23 protein-coding genes and 1 other RNA gene are annotated in these 20,524 nt (G+C 70.1%); 17 read left to right on the top strand and 7 right to left on the bottom strand.

Translation table 11 applies throughout. The annotated features are described in order from the left end of the window. Window positions 1-141 precede the first annotated feature (141 nt). A complete protein-coding gene (locus CU044_RS13375; RefSeq protein ID WP_129768763.1) occupies window positions 142-1,701 on the top strand; it encodes an RNB domain-containing ribonuclease in 1,560 nt (519 codons plus the stop codon). On the opposite strand, the gene CU044_RS13380 is transcribed toward CU044_RS13375, so the two are convergent. Together CU044_RS13380 and CU044_RS13385 are read right to left on the bottom strand one after the other, a co-directional pair. Next, window positions 1,652-2,338 carry a hypothetical protein gene (locus tag CU044_RS13380; protein WP_240045553.1) on the bottom strand — a complete coding sequence of 229 codons (687 nt, stop codon included), beginning with the start codon at window positions 2,336-2,338 and terminating at the stop codon, window positions 1,652-1,654. The two genes, CU044_RS13375 and CU044_RS13380, sit on opposite strands and share 50 nt — an antisense overlap. Further along, window positions 2,335-3,090, bottom strand: a complete 756-nt coding sequence (locus CU044_RS13385; RefSeq protein ID WP_129768764.1) for a MerR family transcriptional regulator — start codon at window positions 3,088-3,090, stop codon at window positions 2,335-2,337. Before CU044_RS13385 ends, CU044_RS13380 begins: the two co-directional genes overlap by 4 nt. Before the next feature lie 95 nt (window positions 3,091-3,185). Here CU044_RS13385 and rnpB point away from each other — a divergent pair. The 4 genes from rnpB to CU044_RS13405 all read left to right on the top strand — a co-directional run bounded on the left by rnpB (window position 3,186) and on the right by CU044_RS13405 (window position 5,881). Beyond that, an RNA gene (gene rnpB / locus CU044_RS13390) (RNase P RNA component class A) lies at window positions 3,186-3,586 on the top strand. 223 nt (window positions 3,587-3,809) lie between these two features. Then, complete coding sequence (locus tag CU044_RS13395; protein ID WP_205124070.1) at window positions 3,810-4,211, top strand: hypothetical protein; 402 nt, start codon at window positions 3,810-3,812, stop codon at window positions 4,209-4,211. Between the two features lie 136 nt (window positions 4,212-4,347). Further along, window positions 4,348-4,755: a hypothetical protein gene (locus tag CU044_RS13400; RefSeq protein ID WP_129768766.1), complete on the top strand. Its 408-nt coding sequence runs from the start codon at window positions 4,348-4,350 to the stop codon at window positions 4,753-4,755. Window positions 4,756-4,867: 112 nt separating this feature from the next. Beyond that, window positions 4,868-5,881: an aldo/keto reductase gene (locus CU044_RS13405; RefSeq protein ID WP_129768807.1), complete on the top strand. Its 1,014-nt coding sequence runs from the start codon at window positions 4,868-4,870 to the stop codon at window positions 5,879-5,881. A 152-nt stretch (window positions 5,882-6,033) separates the two neighbouring features. Here CU044_RS13405 and CU044_RS13410 read toward each other — a convergent pair whose 3' ends face one another. Continuing rightward, window positions 6,034-6,804 carry an SDR family oxidoreductase gene (locus tag CU044_RS13410; RefSeq protein WP_129768767.1) on the bottom strand — a complete coding sequence of 257 codons (771 nt, stop codon included), beginning with the start codon at window positions 6,802-6,804 and terminating at the stop codon, window positions 6,034-6,036. A 151-nt stretch (window positions 6,805-6,955) separates the two neighbouring features. On the opposite strand from CU044_RS13410, the gene CU044_RS13415 reads away from it, so the two are divergent. Beyond that, window positions 6,956-8,650, top strand: a complete 1,695-nt coding sequence (locus CU044_RS13415) for an alkaline phosphatase D family protein (protein WP_129768768.1) — start codon at window positions 6,956-6,958, stop codon at window positions 8,648-8,650. Here the strand turns inward: CU044_RS13415 and CU044_RS13420 are convergent. After that, a complete protein-coding gene (locus CU044_RS13420; protein ID WP_240045555.1) occupies window positions 8,637-9,689 on the bottom strand; it encodes a Gfo/Idh/MocA family oxidoreductase in 1,053 nt (350 codons plus the stop codon). The genes CU044_RS13415 and CU044_RS13420 overlap by 14 nt on opposite strands. Before the next feature lie 78 nt (window positions 9,690-9,767). Between CU044_RS13420 and CU044_RS13425 the strand changes: the two genes are divergently transcribed. Beyond that, window positions 9,768-11,192 (top strand): Bcr/CflA family multidrug efflux MFS transporter, encoded by a 1,425-nt coding sequence (locus CU044_RS13425; RefSeq protein ID WP_193563961.1) that lies wholly within the window; start codon window positions 9,768-9,770, stop codon window positions 11,190-11,192. A gap of 156 nt (window positions 11,193-11,348) precedes the next feature. Here the strand turns inward: CU044_RS13425 and CU044_RS13430 are convergent, their stop codons facing one another. Continuing rightward, complete coding sequence (locus tag CU044_RS13430; RefSeq protein ID WP_129768809.1) at window positions 11,349-12,647, bottom strand: hypothetical protein; 1,299 nt, start codon at window positions 12,645-12,647, stop codon at window positions 11,349-11,351. Window positions 12,648-13,006: 359 nt separating this feature from the next. Between CU044_RS13430 and CU044_RS13435 the strand changes: the two genes are divergently transcribed. Beyond that, window positions 13,007-14,011: a small ribosomal subunit Rsm22 family protein gene (locus tag CU044_RS13435; RefSeq protein WP_129768770.1), complete on the top strand. Its 1,005-nt coding sequence runs from the start codon at window positions 13,007-13,009 to the stop codon at window positions 14,009-14,011. Here the strand turns inward: CU044_RS13435 and CU044_RS13440 are convergent. Together CU044_RS13440 and CU044_RS13445 are read right to left on the bottom strand one after the other, a co-directional pair. After that, window positions 14,008-14,214, bottom strand: coding sequence for a DUF397 domain-containing protein (locus tag CU044_RS13440; protein WP_129768771.1), 207 nt, complete (start codon window positions 14,212-14,214; stop codon window positions 14,008-14,010). The genes CU044_RS13435 and CU044_RS13440 overlap by 4 nt on opposite strands. Continuing rightward, on the bottom strand, window positions 14,211-15,044 hold the full coding sequence (locus tag CU044_RS13445) for a helix-turn-helix transcriptional regulator (protein WP_129768772.1): 834 nt from the start codon (window positions 15,042-15,044) through the stop codon (window positions 14,211-14,213). Before CU044_RS13445 ends, CU044_RS13440 begins: the two co-directional genes overlap by 4 nt. Window positions 15,045-15,160: 116 nt before the next feature. Between CU044_RS13445 and CU044_RS38560 the strand changes: the two genes are divergently transcribed. From CU044_RS38560 to CU044_RS13490, 9 genes are all read left to right on the top strand, one after another. Then, the gene (locus CU044_RS38560; RefSeq protein ID WP_165371879.1) at window positions 15,161-15,316 is read left to right on the top strand and encodes a hypothetical protein; all 156 of its coding nucleotides are present in this window, start codon (window positions 15,161-15,163) and stop codon (window positions 15,314-15,316) included. Further along, the gene (locus CU044_RS13450; protein WP_129768773.1) at window positions 15,303-15,512 is read left to right on the top strand and encodes a hypothetical protein; all 210 of its coding nucleotides are present in this window, start codon (window positions 15,303-15,305) and stop codon (window positions 15,510-15,512) included. Before CU044_RS38560 ends, CU044_RS13450 begins: the two co-directional genes overlap by 14 nt. A 247-nt stretch (window positions 15,513-15,759) precedes the next feature. Next, entirely contained in the window at window positions 15,760-15,954 is a 195-nt protein-coding gene (locus CU044_RS13455) for a hypothetical protein (protein WP_129768774.1), read from the top strand. A gap of 310 nt (window positions 15,955-16,264) precedes the next feature. Continuing rightward, on the top strand, window positions 16,265-16,795 hold the full coding sequence (locus tag CU044_RS13465; protein WP_345790133.1) for a DUF6879 family protein: 531 nt from the start codon (window positions 16,265-16,267) through the stop codon (window positions 16,793-16,795). Then, on the top strand, window positions 16,779-17,636 hold the full coding sequence (locus CU044_RS13470; protein WP_240045557.1) for a helix-turn-helix transcriptional regulator: 858 nt from the start codon (window positions 16,779-16,781) through the stop codon (window positions 17,634-17,636). Before CU044_RS13465 ends, CU044_RS13470 begins: the two co-directional genes overlap by 17 nt. Before the next feature lie 75 nt (window positions 17,637-17,711). After that, window positions 17,712-17,945: a DUF397 domain-containing protein gene (locus CU044_RS13475; protein ID WP_129768775.1), complete on the top strand. Its 234-nt coding sequence runs from the start codon at window positions 17,712-17,714 to the stop codon at window positions 17,943-17,945. Window positions 17,946-18,031: 86 nt separating this feature from the next. Continuing rightward, entirely contained in the window at window positions 18,032-18,532 is a 501-nt protein-coding gene (locus CU044_RS13480) for a hypothetical protein (protein WP_129768776.1), read from the top strand. 244 nt (window positions 18,533-18,776) lie between these two features. Continuing rightward, entirely contained in the window at window positions 18,777-19,376 is a 600-nt protein-coding gene (locus tag CU044_RS13485) for a Scr1 family TA system antitoxin-like transcriptional regulator (protein WP_165371880.1), read from the top strand. A 9-nt stretch (window positions 19,377-19,385) separates the two neighbouring features. After that, the gene (locus CU044_RS13490; RefSeq protein WP_129768778.1) at window positions 19,386-20,501 is read left to right on the top strand and encodes a methyltransferase domain-containing protein; all 1,116 of its coding nucleotides are present in this window, start codon (window positions 19,386-19,388) and stop codon (window positions 20,499-20,501) included. Window positions 20,502-20,524: the final 23 nt, after the last annotated feature.

Genomic DNA, 20,524 nt, shown 5'->3' on the forward strand with positions numbered 1-20,524 from the left:
GCTGCCCGGGTCGCCGCCGCCGCTGCCCGGGTCGCCGTCGGCCCGCTGCCCGGGTCGCCGCACGAGCCGTACAGGGCGCGTGGGGCGCAGGGGGCTTTCGCTCGCCGCGCCGCCCGCTTCCGTCCGCCATAGGCTCGATTCATGCCCCGCTGTCATCTGCACACGGCCGGCGCGGCCGACGCCCCGCTGCGGGCCGCCCTGGGCGAGCTGCGTACGGCGCTCGACGTGCCCGGGGCGTTCTCGGCCGCCGTCCGCGCCGAGACGGAGCGGGTCGTACGGGCCCCACGGCCGCCGGACGACGGCTGGCTCGCGGGCCACGACGCCACCGCCGTCGAGCTGTTCACCATCGACCCGCCCGGCGCCCCCGACCTCGACCAGGCGATGGAACTGGCCCGGCGCGCGGGCGGCGGCTTCCGGGTCCGGTACGCGATCGCCGATGTCGCCGCGTTCGTGACCCCGGGCGGCACGCTCGACGCCGAGGCCCACCGTCGCGTACAGACCCTCTACTTCCCCGACGGCGGGGTGCCGCTGTACCCCGCAGTCCTCTCCGAGGACGCGGCCGGTCTGCTGCCGGACCGGACCAGGCCGGCCCTGCTCTGGCAGATCGACCTGGACGCGGAGGGCCGGACCGTCTCGGCCGAGGTCCGCAGGGCGCTCGTACGGAGCAGGGCGAGGCTCGACTACGCGGGTGCGCAGCGGGAGATCGACGCGGGGACGGCCCCGGAATCCCTCGCTCTGCTGAAGGAGATCGGGCTGCTGCGCGAACGGCTGGAACGGGAGCGCGGTGGGATCTCCCTCAGCGTCCCCGAGCAGGAGATCGTGGAGTGCCCACCGCGACCGGGCAGTGTGTCCGGCGATGCGCCGGGCGGCCGGTCCGGCAGTGTGTCCGGTGACCGGTCCGGCAGTGCGCCCGGCGGCCGGTCCGGCGGCGTCTCGTACACCGTCGCGTACCGCGCCCCGCTCCCCGTCGAGGGCTGGAACGCCCAGATCTCCCTGCTCACCGGCATGGTCGCCGCCCGGCTGATGCTGACGGCCGGCACCGGCATCCTCCGTACGCTGCCCAGCGCCCCGGACGGCGCGGTCGGCCGGCTCCGCCGCTCGGCGAAGGCACTGGGCATCGACTGGCCGCACCACGTCGCGTACGCCGAGACCCTCCGCTCCCTCGACCCCCACAACGCCCGCCACGCCGCCTTCCTCCAGGAGTGCACGGCGCTGCTGCGCGGCGCGGGCTACACCGTGTTCACCGATGGCCGGACCCCTCAGCCCGCCGTCCACGCGGCCGTCGCCGCCCCGTACACCCACTGCACGGCCCCGCTGCGGCGGCTCGTCGACCGGTACGCGGGGGAGATCTGTCTGAGCGCGGTGGCGGGCCAGGACCCGCCGGAATGGGTGCTCGCGGCCCTGGACACGCTGCCCAAGGAGATGGCCGCGGGCGCGGAACGGGCCAATACGGTGGAGCGCGAGTGCGTCGACATCGTCGAGGCGGCGCTGCTCAGGGGGCGGGTCGGCGAGATCTTCGACGGGTACGTGGTCGATGTGCGGGAGCGCGATCCGGCCGTCGGCACGGTCCATCTGGAGGACCCCGCCGTGATCGCCCGTATCGAGGGCGGCGCCACACCACTCCCGCTGGGGGAGCGGCTGCGGGTACGGCTCACCCAGGCTGATCCGGGGCTGGCGAAGGTGCTGTTCGCGCCCGCGTGAGTGCCTGATCGAGCGCCCTGACCAGCTCGGCGGGACCGTCCGCGTGAAAACGGACCACTCGGGCCCGCCCGCGCCGCCCGAGGGGCCGTACGAACGTGACGGGCGCGGTCAGCTCCACCCGTACGGTCGTCTGGCCGCCCACGGCGAGATCGAGGACTCCGCCGTCCGCCGGGTCGAACTCGATCAGGCCGCCGCTCTGCGGGTAGCGCCGGTCGACATGGACGGAAGCGATCCGCTCCGCCTCGACGGAGAGATCGAAGAGCGAGCCGTACCGGATCTTCAACGACCCGTCCGCGCCCACCACATGGGGCCGCGTCACACAGCCCGCGTGCAACCCCAGCACCATCACCACCGCGTAGACGTCCAGCACCAGCGCGATCCGGTGCACCACCGGCCAGGGGATCAGCACGGCCAGTGCCACCGTCTCGACGACGGCGACGAAGAGCAGGCCGTACATCATCGCCGTCTGCGGGCCGGTGTACGCAGCGGCGTGATCGCCCTCCCGCACCCCGTGCGTACGGCGCGCGACCCACCGCCCGAGACTGCCGAAGGCCCGCATCTCATGCGCGACCAGCCGTCGTACGGGCTCGGGTACACCGGCACGGACCGCCGAGGCGAGCGACACGAGCCACTTCACGACGGTCCCCCTTCCGCTGCCGGCGTCCGCGTCGCCAGCGCCTCCATGACCAGACGGGCGCACTCGGCCTGGGCCGGTGGGAAGTCGGCGAGCAGGGCTTCCCCGAACCCGGCGACGACGGGCTGCCCCGTCGCCTTCGGGATCGCGGCCAGCACCTCGTCCGGGATGGCGGCGACGAAGGCGTCGGCGAGGGGCGCGATCCGGGGGTCGTCGGGCGCCGCGTCGGCGAGTTCGTCCAGCTGACGGTAGAGACCGAGCAGCTCCGGGCTCTCCGCGAGAGGGCGCAGCGCCTCGTAGAACTGTTCGCTGCCCAGGGCGGTGTCGTACAGGACCAGCAGTTCGCGATCCTTGGTGCCCATGGGGGAGTCGGTCGCCGGAGCGGCGCTCAGCAGCCGCGCCAGCGCGGGCGACACCGGCCCCTCGGCGGACGGCGGGCTCTCCATCAGCTCGGCGAGCCTGGCGCGCCGCACCCGGATCCCGGCCTCCTGCCGCGCGAGATCGGCGTCCAGCTCGCCGAGCACCTCGGTGAGTTCGCGCCCGGCGTCGTCGGAGATCACGTCCCGCACCTCGTCCAGGGCGAGCCCCAGCTCGGTCAGCCGCCTGATCCGGGCGAGCAGGACGGCGTCCCGCACCGAGTAGTCACGGTAGCCATTGGTCCGCCGGGCGGGTTCGGGCAGCAGGCCCAGGTGGTGGTAGTGCCGTACCGCTCGTGTGGTGACTCCGACGAGGGCGGCGATCTCCGCGATCCGCATGGCCCCAGTAGAAACCCTGACGTAGCGGCAAGGTCAAGCCCCGTCCTCCGGCGCCGGGCCCCCCTCCCGCCGGGTAACATGGCCGACACGGCAGACGAGCCGGGCGGACGGCCGCGTCAAGATCTTCGATCTTGCCGAGGAACGTCCGGGCTCCACAGGGCAGGGTGGTGGCTAACGGCCACCCGGGGTGACTCGCGGGACAGTGCCACAGAAAACAGACCGCCCGGCGCTTCGGCGCCGGGTAAGGGTGAAACGGTGGTGTAAGAGACCACCAGCGCCTGAGGCGACTCAGGCGGCTAGGTAAACCCCACCCGGAGCAAGGTCAAGAGGGGCCATCGGCTGATGACCCTGCGCGGACGACCGAGGGCTGCCCGCCCGAGTCCGCGGGTAGACCGCACGAGACCGGCGGCAACGCCGGTCCTAGATGGATGGCCGTCTCCCCGGCCGCCGCGAGGCGACCGGGCGACAGAACCCGGCGTACAGCCCGACTCGTCTGCCGCCAAGGACTCCTGACCAGCGAAATTGCAGGTCAGGGGCCCTTTTGTCCTCGCACAGCCGGAATACCTCATCGAGGTCGAAGCCATGGCGGTTGTCCCGCAGGGCGGCAGTGCCGGGTAATCGGCCGGGACTACTGCCGGCGTAGGACCGTGTCACCCGACTGGCAGGCGGAAGCCCTCCGGCGGAGGACAGGCCGTCTCCGGCGTCGTAGGACAGACGTCATGAGCGAAGTGATGAGCGACCAGATTCAGGATGTGTCCGAGGCCGAGGTGGAGTACGCGATGGAGCGGTGCGTCGTCGACCACACGCGCTTCCCCGCCGCCCGGCGGTGTCTCGCGCGGGATGTGATCAGGGCTCTCCTGCTGGCCGGTCTGTCGACCTGGGACCGGAACAATCACGGCGTCGGGCACGCGGGTGCGGCGCTTTCGGCCCGGCCGGACGGGACCGTGGCCGTGCTGTGGATGCAGCATCCCGCGGTCGATCAGGCCGTGCCCCGCGATGTGCGGACCACCCAGCAAAGCGCCATCTACCGGGCTCTCCGCACGATCCTGGAGGTGCACGGCTTCCCGCTGAGAGAGGCTGGTCCGGAACCGGCCCCGATTCTGCTCGGGCGCGCCGCCTGAGCCGGACCGGTCCGCCGCGAGGTCCGGTGTCGGCACGGATAAACGGTCGATGGACCGCGCTCACGGGTGACGTGGGGGCGATTCGCTGACGAGGGCCGGGGGCGGCGGCACACTGGCGGACCGGAGGTGGTCGGCTGTGTCGATTCATCAGGTGTCGTGTCCCGGGCGGGTGCTCTTCCTCGACGAGGAGATGGCCGCGCTCGACAGGCTTGAGGGCGGGTTCCGGTCGGAGCGTCTGCTCTGGTGCGCGCTGGAGGCGGGGCATGAGGGGTTGCATCATGTGATCGCGCAGTGCGTGCGCGGCACGGAGACGGTGGCTCCGTGGGTCATGTGGGCCCGGTGGCCGGACACGGAGGAGTACGGGCCGGAGCGGGAACTGCTACGGCTGGAGTCGTGCCCGGAGAAGTTCCTGGCCGGGAACGTGTCGGAGGAGAGCTGCTGTCTTCCGGAGGGGCACGCGGGACGGCACGGGTTCGAGTTCGGTCCGCCCATCCGGGAGGCGGACGTGATGCCGGACTGGCTGCTGCGCCGGTTCTTCGGATGATGCCGGGGGCGTCGCCGGGTGCCGCCGGGGGGCGGGGGAGGGTGTCGGCCCGTCGTGCGGCACCGCTTGTCCTCGTGTGCGCTCCAACTCCTAGCGTTCCCCCATGGATTCCATGGAGAGCAGAACACTGGCCGGCAGAACACTGGGGCGCAGCGGGATCACCGTCGGCGCGCTCGGCTTCGGGTGCTGGGCGATCGGCGGTGAGTGGCAGGACACCGCCGGTCGTCCGCTCGGCTGGGGCGCGGTCGACGACGAAGAGTCCGTGGCCGCGATCCGGCGGGCCGTCGAGCTGGGGGTCACCTTCTTCGACACGGCCGACGCGTACGGCGCCGGCCACAGCGAGCGGGTGCTCGGGCGCGCGGTGCGGGGGCGGCGGGACGAGGTCGTCATCGCCACCAAGTGGGGGAACGTGTGCGACGAGACGACCAAGACCCTCACGGGCGCCGATGACACGCCCGCGTACGCGCGGCGCGCGCTCACCGCGTCGCTGCGCCGGCTCGACACCGATCACATCGACCTCTACCAACTGCATCTGTCCGACGCGGCGCCCGACCGGGCGGCCGAACTCCGCGACCTCTGCGAGGAGTTCGTACGCGAGGGGCTGATCCGCGCGTACGCCTGGAGCACCGACGACCCGGAGCGCGCCGCGCTCTTCGCGCAAGGCGCGCACTGCGCGGCCGTGCAGCACGCGTGCAATGTGCTCCAGGACGCGCCGGAGATGCTCGCGCTGTGCGCGGAGCGCGACCTCGCGAGCGTCAACCGCAGTCCGCTCGCGATGGGGCTGCTGGGCGGGAGGTCAGGGACCGGGAGCGGGGGCCGGGGTGTGACCGGCGGCGGGCGGGACATCCGTGCCGTACCGCCCGCCTGGCTGCGGTGGTTCGGGGAGGGCGGGGTGCCGGTGCCCGAGTGGGCGGCGCGCGTCGAGTCCGTACGGGACGTCCTCACCAGCGACGGCCGCACGCTCGCGCAGGGCGCGCTGGCCTGGCTGTGGGCGCGCAGCCCGCGTACGGTGCCGATTCCGGGCTTCCGCTCGGTCGCCCAGGCCGAGGAGAACGCCGGCGCTCTCGCGTACGGGCCGCTGCGCGAAGGCCAGCTGAAGGAGATCCGCGACCTGCTGGCCGCGTAGCGCTTCCGCTGGACGGGTCCGTAGGACCTGCCTGTCCACCTGCCTGTCCACCTGCCTGTCCACCTGCCTGTCCACCTGCCTGTCCACCCCGTCCGCGTCGGCCACCGGCGGGGTGGGCACCGACTCGGCGGATGCGCGGCGGCCCCGCCCCCTCAGCCCCGCCCCACGAACGGCATCCCCGTCGCCAGCACCGTCGCGAACTGCACATTCGCCTCCAGCGGAAGCTCCGCCATGTGCAGCACCGTCGTGGCCACATCCGCCACATCCATCACCGGCTCCACCGCCAACTCGCCGTTGGCCTGCGGAACTCCCCGCCGCATCCGCTCCGTCATGTCCGTGGCCGCGTTCCCGATGTCGATCTGCCCGCAGGCGATCCGGTACGGACGGCCGTCCAGCGACAGCGACTTGGTGAGCCCGGTCATGCCGTGTTTGGTGGCGGTGTAGGCGACCGAGTCCGGCCGGGGCGCGTGTGCCGAGACCGAGCCGTTGTTGATGATCCGGCCGCCCTGCGGGTCCTGCGCCTTCATCAGCCGGAAGGCCGCCTGCGCGCACAGGAACGTACCGGTCAGATTCGTGTCCACCACCTTCCGCCAGGCCGAGTACGGCAGATCCTCCAGCGGCACACCACCGGGGCCGAACGTGCCCGCGTTGTTGAAGAGCAGATCGAGACGCCCGTACCGCTCGCCCACCGCCGCGAACAGCGCGTCCACGTCGCCGGGTTCCGACACATCGGTCCGTACGGACAGCGCGTCGCCCTCCAGGGCGCGGGCCGTCTCCGCCAGCTTCTCGGGCTTGCGGCCCGCCAGTACCACCGACCAGCCCGCGCCGCTCAGCGCCCTCGCGACCGCGCGCCCGATGCCGGAGCCGGCACCCGTCACCACGGCGATTCGCCCCTTGGTGTTGATGTTCCGCATGGCGTCCATGGTCAGGCAGGGTACGCGCGTTACGTGGGGTACAACTTGGCGCAGCACGCGGTCCTCATCCAGTCGCCATGCGCATGTTGTGCGCACGACAACAGGGCGTCTTCGCCCCCGACTGCAATGCGAGTGACAGCCGCCGTCAGGGGAGGGGCACATGACACCTGTACTTCGTCACGCACCGGAAACCCGTACACCGGCCACCCGTACACCGGCCACCCGTACACCGGGCAGCAGCCATTCCGCCGAGCTCAGAGCCGCCGCCGCACACCTCGGCCGCCGTCGCCTCCTCACCGGCACCGCTGCCGCCGCCGCGCTCGCCTTCGCCGTCAACCTCCCCGGCACGGGCGTCGCGAGCGCCGCCGAGCTGGACGCCAGGAAGATCGCCGAGGATCCGTTCACCCTCGGCGTCGCCTCCGGGGACCCGGCCCCCGACAGCGTGCTGCTCTGGACCCGGCTCGCGCCCCGCCCGTACGAGGCCGACGGCGGCCTGCCCGCCAACCGGGCCTCCGTACGCTGGGAGCTGGCCCACGACGCGGCCTTCGCCCGGATCGTCAAGCGCGGCGAGACCGACGCGCACCCGGAGTTCGCCCACAGCGTGCATGTCGAGGTCCCCGGTCTGGAATCCGGCCGGGTGTACTACTTCCGCTTTCGCACGGGCAGTTGGATCAGCGCGGTCGGCCGCACCCGTACCGCGCCCGCCGCGAACGCGCGGACGAGTGTGCTGAGCTTCGCCGCCGTCTCCTGCCAGGCTTACCACGACGGCTACTTCACCGCCTACAAGCACCTCGCGGCCGAGGATCTCGATGTGGTCTTCCACCTCGGCGACTACCTCTACGAGTACGCCGTCAACTCCGTCGGCGGCGCCCGCAACTACCAGGACCGCGTGCTGCCCGCGCACTTCAACCGCGAGACCGTCACGCTGGACGACTACCGGATGCGCTACGGGCTCTACAAGTCCGACCCGGATCTGCGGGCCGCGCACGCCGCGCACCCCTTCGTCGTCACCTGGGACGACCACGAGACCGAGAACAACTACGCGGGGGACGTCCCCGAGAACGACGTACCGCCGCAGGAGTTCCTGCTGCGCCGGGCGTCCGCGTACCGCGCGTACTGGGAGAACCAGCCGCTGCGCGCGCCGCAGCGGCCCAACGGCCCCGACATGCGGCTCTACCGCAGGCTGCGCTTCGGACGGCTCGCGCAGTTCGACATCCTCGACACCCGCCAGTACCGCGACGACCAGGCGTACGGCGACGGCTGGCAGCTGCCCGGCCCGCAGTCCGACGACCCCGGGCGCACGATGACGGGGCCGGTCCAGGAGCGGTGGCTGCTGGACGGCTGGAAGAAGTCCACGGCGACCTGGAACGTCGTACCCCAGCAGGTGACCTTCGCCCGGCGCCGCGATCTGCCGACGGCCGGGTACAAGCTGTCGATGGACTCGTGGGACGGCTACCCGGCCTCCCGGCAGCGGCTGTTGAACGGGGTCGAGGCGGCCGGTCTCAAGAACTTCATGGTGCTGACCGGAGACGTGCACACCGGCTACGCGTACGACCTGAAGAAGGACTGGGACAACCCGGAGTCGCGCACGCTCGGCACCGAGATCGTGGCCACCTCCATCTCCAGTGGCAAGGACGGCACGGACCGGCCGGCCAACTGGGCCACGTTCATGGAGGCCAACCCGCACATGAAGTTCTACAACGGGCGGCGCGGCTACGTCACGGTGACGCTCGGCGAGCGGCAGGCGCGGGCGGACTTCAAGACGGTCAAGGTCATCACGACGCCCGGCGCCCCGGTCACGACGGCGGCGTCCTTCGTGACGGAGGCGGGCAACCCGGGGCTCAAGCCGGTCTGAGGGGTCTGACGTCGTCGGCCGGGAAGCGGACGCCGATACGGTCCCGTACCGCGTCGAGCGTCCGCATCACCGCGAGCGTGCCGTCCAGCGGCACCAGCGGGGATTCGGTCGCGCCGGCCCGCAGACAGCGCATCACCTCGGCCGCCTCGTACTGGAGGCCGTGCATCGGCCCGTCCGCTGTGTAGGTTCTGGGATCCGCGCCGTCCCGGTGCAGTACGAACCGGTCCGCCGCGAAGAACCCGGACGGCACCTCGATCCGGCCCGTCGTCCCCGTCACCGTCGCCGTCACCGGAGTCCCGGCCGTCACCGAGCACGTCAGCAGCGCGGTCGCCCCGGAGTCCCAGCCCAGCAGCATCCCGGTGTTGAGGTCGACGCCCTCGGGCGAGAGCAGCGCGTCGGCCTGGACGCGGTCGGGCTCGCCGAGCAGCAAGTGTGCGAAGGAGACCGGATAGACCCCGAGATCGAGCACCGCGCCGCCGCCGAGCGCCGGGTCGCGCAGCCGGTGGCCGGCGTCGAACGGGCCCTGGAGGCCGAAGTCGGCCTGGACGGTACGGATGCTCCCGATCGCGCCGTCCCGGACCAGCTCCGCCAGCCGCAGGATGACGGGATTGCAGTACATCCACATGGCTTCCATCAGGAAGAGACCGCGCTCCCTGGCGAGCGACACCAGCTCGCCGGCCTCGCGCGCGTTGAGTGTGAACGCCTTCTCGCACAGCACCGGCTTCCCGGCGGCCAGGGCCAGTCCGGCGGCGGACCGGTGCGCGGAGTGCGGAGTCGCCACGTAGACGACGTCCACCTCCTCGTCGGCGAGGAGCCCGGCCCAGTCGCCGTACGCCCGGGGGATCCCGAACCGGCCGGCGAACCCCTTCGCGGACGCGTCGCTGCGCGAGGCCACCGCCACCACCTCGGCGTCCGGCAGCTCCCGGACATCCGCGGTGAACCGCGCGGCGATCCCGCCCGTCGCCAGCACACCCCACCGGACGGGCCTCCCGTCCGGCACCTGCGGTGACATCCCCGGTGACATTTGTCCTGTTGCCATGGCTGCCCCAAATAAAGGTCTCGACCGCTCCCGCTGAGCTGAGAGCATAGGTACGGATTCAACGACATGGAGACAGGAATGCCGGACGGCGGCCGAACCACCGAAGGACGTAAAGGACATATAACGCCCGAGCAGCGTCGCTCGGCACCGATTCCGGAACAGCGTCAGGCACCCCCGCAAGCGCCCCCGGCAGCCCCGCCGGCGGCGTCGCACACGGCCTCGCACACGATCCCGCACACGGCCTCGCACACACCTCCGCGGGAGCGCGCCGCCACCGCGCGCCGTGCCGGGCTGCTGGTCACCCTCGTACTCGGCGGGCTCACCGCGCTGCCCCCGCTGTCCATGGACATGTACCTCCCGGCCCTGCCGGAGGTCACCCGCGCGCTGAACTCACCCGCCGCGACGGTTCAGATCACCCTCACCGCCTGCCTGGCGGGCATGGCGCTCGGCCAGATCGTGGTCGGACCGATGAGCGACAAGTGGGGACGGCGCCGGCCGCTGCTGCTCGGCATGATCGTCTACGTGCTCGCCACCGCGATCTGCGCCCTCGCGCCCACCACCGAACTCCTCATCGGCTTCCGCCTCCTCCAGGGACTGGCCGGCGCGGCGGGCATCGTGATCGCCCGCGCGGTGGTGCGTGATCTCTACGACGGCGTGGAGATGGCGCGCTTCTTCTCCACGCTGATGCTGATCTCCGGCGTCGCGCCGGTCATCGCGCCCGTGATCGGCGGACAGGTACTGCGCCTCACCGACTGGCGCGGCATCTTCGCCGTCCTCACGGTGGTCGGCGTCCTCCTCACCCTCGTCGTCTGGAAGTGGCTGCACGAGACGCTGCCGCCGGAGAAGCGGCACAGCGGCGGCACCGTCGCGGCGCTGCGCACGATGCGCGGGCTGCTTGCGGACCGGATCTTCACCGGCTACATGCTGGCGGGCGGTCTGGCCTTCGCGGCGCTGTTCGCGTACGTCGCGGCCTCGCCGTTCGTGGTGCAGGAGATCTACGGTGCCTCGCCGCAGACCTTCAGCCTGCTCTTCGGCGTCAACTCCATCGGTCTGATCACCGTCGGCCAGATCAACGGCAAGGTGCTCGTCGGCCGGGTCAGCATGGACCGGGTGCTGGGCTTCGGGCTCATGATCATCACCGTCGCCGCGCTGGCCCTGCTGCTGATGACCTCCGGGGTGTTCGGGTCCGTGGGGCTCTTCCCGGTCGCGGCGGCGCTGTTCGTGCTGATGTCCGCGATGGGGCTCGCGATGCCCAACACCAACGCCTCGGCGCTGATGCGGACCCCGCACGCGGCGGGCTCGGCGTCCGCGCTGATCGGTACGTCGTCGTTCCTGATCGGTGCCATCGCCTCGCCGCTGGTGGGAATCGCGGGCGAGGACACGGCCGTTCCGATGGCGGTCGTGCAACTGGTCTGCGCGGTCGGCTCGCTCGCCTGCTTCCTCGGTTTCGTACGGCCGTGGGAGCACCAGCGGCCGATGGAGCGCCCGGCCGCCGACGCCTGATCTGCCCCCTGGCCCCCTGATCCGTCCCCGTCCCCGGCCCCGTGGTCCGTTCCCCGGCCCCGGGCTCCCTGGCCCGGGGCCGGCGGAGGCGGGCCCTGGAAGTCCTGGGGCCGGGGGCAGGGGGCCCGGGGCCCGGGGCCCGGCCCCAGCCCTCCGTCAGTCCTGGCGCGGATAGCCGATCAGATGCGGCTGGTCCTTGGAGTCCGTCCAGCGGAAGAGCCCGACACCCGCCGCCTCCGCGCTGGGCAGCCGGACATTGGTCTCCAGGGCCTCGGGCGTGGCGGTCGTGAGATCCACCCTGACCGGGTTGCCGCCGCCCGCCAGCGCGTCCGCCGTGTTGCGGGCGCTCACCGCGCCGTAGGCCGTGCCGTCGTCCGACACGGTGGTCAGGGTCAGCGGCTGGGTGCCGTCCGACTCCTCGAAGCAGTACGCCTTCTTCGCGTCCAGGTCGAAGGCGAGCCTCCCGGCGATCAGGAAACGGCCGTCGGGGGAGGCGACGAGGCGTGGGTCCTCGGCCGGTTTGATCGCCGGCTTGCGGCACCGCACCTGCGCCACCGCCTTGCCGGTCGACGCGTCGTGCACCGCCCAGACCTCATGCGTACCGGCGTCCTTGGCGCCCTTCTTCTTCTGCCACTTGGCGAGGATGTAGCCGCTCGCCATCGAGGCGGGCACGCCCGAGGCGGTCTCGGTGTCCTTCGGCGCGCCCTGCCTGCTGAACCAGCCGCCGCGTACCCAGAACTCCTTGGCCCCGCCGACCAGCAGCCCCTTCGTGGTGACCCCGTGCACCTCGGTCAGCTTGCGGCACTCCTTGCAGCCCTTGGGGTAGCCGAGCGAGCCCGGCGGGACCTTGACCACGTCGCCGGTCGCCGGATCGATCACCGCGCTGGTGGCCTTGCCGTCGCTGATCAGAATGGCGGGTCCCGCGGCGCTCACCTTCGGCGCGTCCGCCCAGGGGGTCTCGACCCGCTGGCGGGAACCGTCGGCCGCGTTGTAGATGTCGAGCGAGATGATGGAGTCCGCGGGGCGCAGCGCGTCCGGGTTGAGCCTCCCGTACGACCAGGTGACGAAGTACTCCTGGTCGTCCTTGCTGACGGACAGCAGCCGGGGGAACCGGTCGGGGGTGAACAGCGGGCGCCAGGGCTCGCCGTCCCAGCCGCGCTCGCCGGTCTCGGGGTCGAGCGTCCGCAGCCGGAACCGGTCCGCGCCGGCCCGCTCCAGATACGCGAGCCGGTTCGTGTCATGGGCGATCGCGAAGTCGGGGGAGCCGTCGACGATCTCCCAGCCGCGCGCGGCGTCGTATCCGCCCGGCACGCTGAGCCGCGGCGCCCGGTCCGCGACGTTCGCCACGGGCCTCTTGGGCGCGTTGTCCTCCTTCGTCCTGGCGGGCTTGTTCCCGCCGCAGGTGGCGAGCAGGAGCAGCAGCGCCAGCACGATCACCCCCACGACGAGGGTCAGCCGTACGACCCGCTGCCGTACGGTCCCCTCACCGCCCCCGCGCGAGAAACCACCCCCGCGCGAGAATCCGCCCCCACGCGAGAATCCGCCCCCACGGGAGAAGCGGCCTACGCGGGAGAAACGGCCTCCGCCGGGTACGCCGACCCGTCGGGGCCCACGCACGAACCTCAGTTTCATGGTTCCCCTGCTGTCTCACGGCTGTCTTACGAGCCGACTCAAGTTTCCCCCGTGAGAGCGGCTGCCGGACAAGAAGCGCCAGCGTAGCAACTGAGCCTGTGCCCGCCGCGGTTTGTGTCACCGTTGTGACGGCCCGCTTCGGCGGGCACGCCCGGGATCGGGCCGCGTGTCAGAATTCCACGGTGAACCCCGCCGAGTCTGCCCTCCCCACCGCCGAAGCGTTGCGCGCCGCGCTCGCCGGAGTGCTCGACGGGCTGCCGCCCAAGCAGGCCGCGCAGGCCGTCGAACGGCTGATCACCAACTACCGGGGCACCACTCCGACCGACGCGCCCGTACTCCGTGACCGTTCCGACGTCGCCGCGTACGCCGCGTACCGGATGCCGGCCACCTTCGAGGCGGTACGGGCCGCGCTGGAGGCGCTCGCCGACGCCGCGCCCGGCTGGGCGCCCGGCAGCCACGTCGACGTGGGCGGCGGTACGGGAGCGGCGGTCTGGGCGGCGGACGCGACGTGGGCGGAGCCCCGTACCACCACGGTCCTCGACTGGGCGGAGCCCGCGCTCGCCCTCGGCCGCGAACTGGCCGCCGCCTCGGGAGCGCCGGCGCTCCGTACGGCGGACTGGCGACAGACCAGGATCGACGCCGCGCTGAAGCTGCCGGAGAGCGATCTCGTGACGGTCTCGTACGTACTCAAGGAACTCACCGGACGCGACCGCACCGCACTCGTCGCCGAGGCCGCGCGGACCGGGCAGGCCGTGGTGATCGTGGAGCCCGGTACGCCCGACGGCTATCTGCGGATCATCGAGGCGCGCGATCAGCTCATCGCGGCGGGCTACCGTATCGCCGCCCCCTGCCCGCACGACGGCGCCTGCCCGATCGAACGGGGCACGGACTGGTGCCACTTCGCGGCCCGGGTCAGCCGCTCCTCCCTGCACCGCCAGGTCAAGGGCGGCTCGCTGCCGTACGAGGACGAGAAGTTCAGCTATGTGGCCGCGGTACGGTCCGACGCGCATCCGGCGGGAGCCCGGGTGACGCGGAAGCCGCAGATCCGCAAGGGCCAGGTGCTGCTGGACCTGTGCACGAGGGACGACGGCCTGCGCCGCGACACGGTCACCAAGCGCCACGGCGCGCTGTACCGGGCGGCGAGGGATGTGGCCTGGGGCGACAGCTGGCCGCCGCAGGAAGGCTAGTTGTCGTTGGCGGCGAAGACGACGAAGTCGCTCCAGGCGGCGGGGGAGAGCAGGAGCACGGGGCCGGCGGGGGACTTGCTGTCGCGTACGGGGACGATGCCGGAGGGGGCGAGGTTGCGGGCGAACTCGACGCACTCGCCGCCAGTAGTGCTGCTGTAGCTGGATTTTTCCCACTGAGCGCCGGAGAGATCGAACATGCTCATTGCTTCCATTCCTCCATTGTCTTGCGCACCATGTCGACCGACGCTTCCGGTGAGAGGGCGTCGGCCCGTAGCCGATCGTAGAGCACGCTCGCATCCGCCACGATCTTCCGGGAGTCGGTCACATGGCCCGCTCCCAGCGTTTCCTGGTAGAGCATGTCGGGCTCATCATCGGGGAACTTCAAAAGCGTAAACCCCAAATGCCAAGCGGATACCCCGGAATCGAACGGGAGCACCTGAAGGGTGAAGCGAGGGGATTCTGCTTCCTCGATCAGGTGTGCCATCTGTTCAGCCATCGCCGCCGGACTGCCGACCATGCGCCGTAGACAGGACTCGTCCAGGACGACCCACGCCAGCGGGGGATTCTCGCGCTCCAGTACCTGACGGCGCTTCAATCGTTGCCCGACTTTCCCGGCGGTCTCCTCTGGGGAATCGGTCGGGTTCCCCTTCCGGAAGACCGCGTGAGCGTACGCCTCGGTCTGCAACAGACCCGCGACCAGCCCGTTGCTGAAGTTCAGGATCGCGGACGCCTGCCGTTCGAGCAGGACGTACGGCTCGAACCATTCCGGATACCCGCCCTTCTCGGCACACCGATCCCGTAGCCGGGCGAACGTCCGTGGCGTACCGAAGACTTGATCGCAGCCCGCGGCGAACTCCGGGCTCGCCATCCGGTCCCCGGCCTCCACCTTCGCCACGTACTGCTGCGCGTACCGCGCCGGTGCGCCCACCTCCCGCTGGCTCAGCCCTCTGGCCAGCCGCCACTCCCGCACCTCGTTGCCGAAGTAGGCAGCTCCGCTGACCGGTCCCACCGGCCCTTTCGGTTCGTCCGCCATAGCTCTTCCTCCCTCACCCCAGGCCCGTTGACGTGCGTTCAACCCTGTTCGGCGAAGGCACGCATGCCGAATCTTGAACACACACAGTAATGCCACGACGACGGAGGGGCGCACCAATGGCGGAGAGGGAAGCACCGGCCTCGGCCACCGAGGACTACGAGGTGATCACGCTGATCCCCGATGGGGTGCCGGGTGAATTCGCCGAGCCGACAGCGGAGTTGGCGCGGCGCGTGGAGCGGGGACTGCGGAGGCTGGCCGATGAGGCGAAGTGAGGCGCGCAGGCGTCTGTCGCTGATGATCGCCGCGTACGGGGTGGACGGTTCGCTCGTCGTACCGACCTACGCGCACGACCCCGGCGCCGAGGGCGCGGATGTCGCTCCCGGTGACGCGCTCAAGTGGCCGCCGTGCGTCTGCGGTCACCCGTCGTGCCCCGACTCGGCACCCCAGTCCGGCGAGGACGAGCGATGACCATGCCGGTACCGGCACGTGAGCCGGCGCCCGCGACGGGGTGCGACGTGTGCGCGGCGCTCTGCCGCCAGCGTGAGGAGGCGCGGGCCGTTGGCGATGGCCCCATGGTGCGGGACTGGAACGACGAACTCCGCAATCACCCGCCCCGCAGCTCGGGGGACTGGACGTGAGCCCTCTCGCGCGACCGCGACCGCGACCGCGACCGCTGCCGGTGTCGCGGCCGGGACCGGGCGAACTCCGTATCGGCATGGCGGTGTTCGACCGGCACTACGACATGCCGGCGGAGATCAGCGGCTTCGCCGGCCCGATGGTCCTCCTGACCCGCCCTACGGGCCTCCGCTGGCAGGTCCACCACATCTCGCTCCGCCCGGCCACGCCGTACGAGAAACGCCAACTGCTCGCTCTCGCCCAACTCCACCGAACCCGCCTGAAGGGCCGCTGACGCGGTTCTATGCGACTTCGTGACTGAGAGCGCGTTCGCCTTGTGGCGCGGGTGCGACTGTCCGTAACTTTCTGAGTACATAGACCGGAGGAGGTCTCAGTGGAAGAACTGAGGGTGATTGCGGGAGGGCCGTGCAGTAAGGGCGGCGATGACGATGACAAGTGCGGGAACGGCGACTGCCCGACCGTGTACGCCACACCAGAACCCGGCATGCTGGCTGTCCAGGGCTACGACGTGGCTCACCCGACTCCGGATGGCGAGTCGGTTGTGTTGATGCCCGAGGACATCCTCAAGGAGGCAGCCCGTGTCCGTGGATGGCTCTAGCCCCCTGCTGCTGGACGGCGACGAATGGCAGGCGTACTTCCGGGACTTCAGGCGCTCCGCGTTCCGCCTGGAGGTCCACCAGACATACACGATGCCGGCAGAGGGCGCCACCGTCCGCGATTTCCTGGCCGGAGCCCCGAAGCCGGACGGCTTCAACGCGTCGTGGCACCGGACCATCCGGGATCACGCGGCGGCCGGGCGGACGATGACCCGTGCCAAGGTCGTTCGCCGACCGCTCACGCCCTACAGTCGCTACCTGTTCGAGTGGTGTATCCCGGGGAATGTGGCAGCGGGGGAGAACTACCACCTGGTCGATGTGACGGACCAACCGAACCCCGGACTGCCTGAGCAGGACTTCTGGCTGTTCGACGAGGCGGTCGTGGTTCATCTGAATTATCGCCCCGACGGGACGCAGATCAATCGGGAACTGATCCGGGACCCGCACATCGACACGTATCTCGCATGGCGGGATCTCGCCCTGGAAAGTGCAGTACCGTTCAGTGCCCATAGAACCTGAAAAAAAAGCACGCGAGCGCAGAGATCTGGCGGAGGCCCTTCGGGGCCTTCGACGTGCTTCCGGTCTGAGTGGCGAGCGGTTGGCGCTTCGTTGCAATATGAGCCAAACGAAGATCAGTCGCATTGAAACAGGCAGAGCGCTACCGACTGTTCTGGATGTCGAATGTATCCTCAAGGCGCTTGCCGTACCCGATGAAGTCGTCGAAGAGATTCTTGGCTTGGCCCGTCGGGCAAACGTCGACTACGTGTCTTGGCGTGCGCACGCGCGTGTCGGTCTCTACCACAAGCAGGCGGAACTCAAAGCCCTCGAGTGCTCGGCCCGTGTGATACGGCATTTCCTGCCGGCTGTTCCCACGGGCCTGCTTCATGTCCGTGAGTATGCGACAGAGACACTGTCGCCGACCGTCGTCGGCGATCCGAGGAGGGACATTGCGCGAGCGGTACAGGCGCGCATGGACCGTCAGACCATCCTGGACGACGCATCACGATCCTTCTGGTTTCTGATGACTGAACAGGCCGTCAGGTGGCGGCGTGCACGTGCTGAGACCATGGCGGCCCAGTGTGCGCACATGGCCGAGGTCAACGGGAAGCCCAACGTGGAGATTGGGATCATTCCCGAAGCGACGCAGGTTCCGGGCACCCCGATGAACATCTTCGTCGTCTACGACGACCGCTTGGTGACTGTCGAACTGTTCTCCGGTGAAGTGGTTCTGCGCGATCCGAGAGAGATAATCCAGCATCTGAATCTGTTCGATCTGTTTTGGTCGCACGCGCTTACGGGTGGTGATGCCTCCGCCTACTTGGAAGAGGCGGCAACCAAGTTTATGCGTCAACGCGACTAGCGCTTCATATGTGCCTGGGTGGGCGCGATGATGAATTCAACCACTCGGTAGTCCCCTTACCAGGAAGGCATATCGATGCTGAATGGAAGCGACCTGTACGCGCTCGACATCGACGGAGCCGCGTTCGTCAAGGCATGCGGCGGCAACACGCACCCTGACGGAGAGTCCTGCGTGACCCTCGCCCGGATCGGCGAGGACGCCTGGGCGCTGGGTGACAGCAAGCGACCGGGCGTGGAGCCACTGCGGTTCTCCACGGAGGAATTGAGCACGGCCGGCATTGACCCCGCGCGATTCGGTCTCCCGGCCTGACGGCCTCGCCCCTGCCGGCCCCGCCCTCCTCCAAGTGGTGGGGCCGGTGGGTTCTCCACTCGCATCCGAGCCGAACGGAACGACTGTTGCACCACCACGGTTACCTGTGGACCGGCCCGAAACAACGTTTTGACGAAGAAGGTCTGCGGCGGCCACCGCATCCCGAGCCTCCCCCGGCCGCAGCGTGGGGCGACGGGGAACGGGTGCGGCTACAGGAGCGGTACCGAGAGGTCGTGGCCGAGTTCCCGCGATCCAACCTGCCGCCCATTGAGACGGCGCACTGGCTGATGAAGTCGAGTACTTCCATCCTGGGCACCTGGGAGCAGCCGAAGGAAGCGGCGGCCTGGCTCGGCGACCGACTGGCCGAGTACGCGCCCCGCTTCGACTCCGACGCGGTCCGGGAGACCACGCACCTGAGCATGGTCGTCGACTCCGCCGTCGAACGGCTCGGGTGGGGTGGGGACGTGTCCTTGGGCGTCTACCTCGAACGTCCCTCGTTCCTGTCCCTGGCGCTGGTGACGTGCTCCCCGAACCGTTCGGCTCCTGAACTGGTCTGCCCTCGCCGATTGGCGAGTGACTGCCTGTGAGCATCCGCACGTCGCCACCCGCCCACTCTCGGATTATCTCCGGTACGAATTCGCGGCGTACCGCTACAACGCCGGGGCCGGAGAGCATGTGCGCATCCGGTTTCCAATTCGTCGCCATGAACTATCGGTCCGACGGGACGCAGATCAGCCGGGACCTGCTTGCGACCCCGGACCTCAACCAGTACCGGCGGTGGAAGGAATTGGCTCTTTCGCTGTCGGTTCCTTTCTCGGAGTACGGCTCAGATTGAAGATAGATCCGCAACAGGCCGGGCAGGATCGCCTCGACCTCGCCACAGCGCTCAAGGAGCTACGCCGTGCATCCGGCCTCTCGGGTGAGCGGTTGGCTGTGCGCTGTGGAATGTCGCAGAGCAAGGTATCCCGAATTGAGACGGGGCGATTCCTGCCGTCCGTTGTGGATGTACAGCAGATTCTTCGTGCACTGGGCGTGGACGACGCCACGGCGGCGGGCCTGCTGAGTCTGGCTCAGGTCGCGAATGCCGAATACGAGGGCGTCAGAGCGTCCGTGAGGCGCGGGTTGCACCATCGCCAGCGGGAACTCGCCGCGCTTGAGTCGGGCGCTCGTCATATGCGGCATTTCTTGCCCGCCATGGTCACCGGCCTGCTTCAAACCCCGGAGTACATGCGGCAAGCCATGTCTCCCGCCGTGGAGCCCGCAGGGGCTGATGTCTCCCGAGCCATGGTCCTGAAGCTGGAGCGGCAGGGCGTACTCCACGACCAGTCCAAGCGTTTCGATTTCCTGCTGACGGAATCAGCGGTTCGGTGGCAGCTGTGCGATGCCTCAGTCATGGCTGTGCAGATCGATCACCTCGTGTCGAAGAAGTGAGGAGGTCGGATGACGACGCGACAGACGCAGCGCGGACTCGCCCAGGTTCTCGAGGGAAAGGGCGAGTTGCCGCCCGAGTGGCGGGATGCGGTTGTTTCGGTGGACCGAGGGTTGTTCATTCCCGACGTATTCGAGGGTGGCGACTTCACGGCGGATCCCGAGGGATGGTTGCGGGCGGTCTACGCGGACGCGCCGGTCGTGACGCAGGTCAATGACGGGAAACCCACGGCCGACGGGGAGTTCAGGCTCTTCACCTCGTCTTCGTCGATGCCGTCGATCATGCTTGAGATGCTCGGACTGCTCGATGCGCGGGAAGGCCATCGAGTGCTGGAGATCGGCACGGGAGTGGGCTACAACGCCGCTTGGCTGTGTCATCGGCTGGGTGAACGCGCCGTGACCAGTGTGGAGTTGGACGAGGCGGTCCTGACCACCGCAAGGGAAAACCTGAGGCGGGCGGGGTTCGGCCCGGCCACTGTTCTCGGGAACGGCCGCGACGGGCACCCCGACGGCGCTCCGTACGACCGCATCCTCAGCACATGCACCATGCGGGACGTTCCGAAAGCGTGGCTGGAGCAGTGTCCCGACGGGCGGATCGTCACCCCGTGGGGCAGCAGTTTCTTCAGCGGCTCGTACGCCACGCTGGATGTGGCGGGTGGGAAGGCCCGGGGGACGTTCTCCGGATATCCGGCCTTCATGTGGGACCGCACCCAGCGAGGCGGAGCCGGGCGCGTCACGGACATCTACCACGGCGAGGCAGGGGAGAAAGGCACGACGGACATCGCGCCGCAGAACGTCATCCAGGACCATCCCGCGTTCTTCACCGGCCTGAGCGTCACCGACGCGTGGTACCGCTGGTGCGAGGCGGACAACGACAGCGGGGAAGCGACGCTCTGGCTCTTCGCCGACGACCGGAAGTCGTGGGCAACGGTGGAGTACATCCCGCATGTGGATACGTACGAAGTGGAGCAGTACGGCCCCCGTGAGCTGTGGGCCGAGGTGAGGAGGGCGTTCCTGCGGTGGTACGACCTGGGGCGTCCGGAACGGTCCCGCTTCGGGCTGTCGGTCGATGGCCGCGGTCAGCGGCTCTGGCTGGACGACCCGCGTCATGTCGTCGGCCGGCCGTAGCCCTTGAGCAACGGTCCTGGAGT

The organism is Streptomyces sp. L-9-10 (genome assembly GCF_004151105.1).
Classification (GTDB): Bacteria; Actinomycetota; Actinomycetes; order Streptomycetales; family Streptomycetaceae; genus Streptomyces.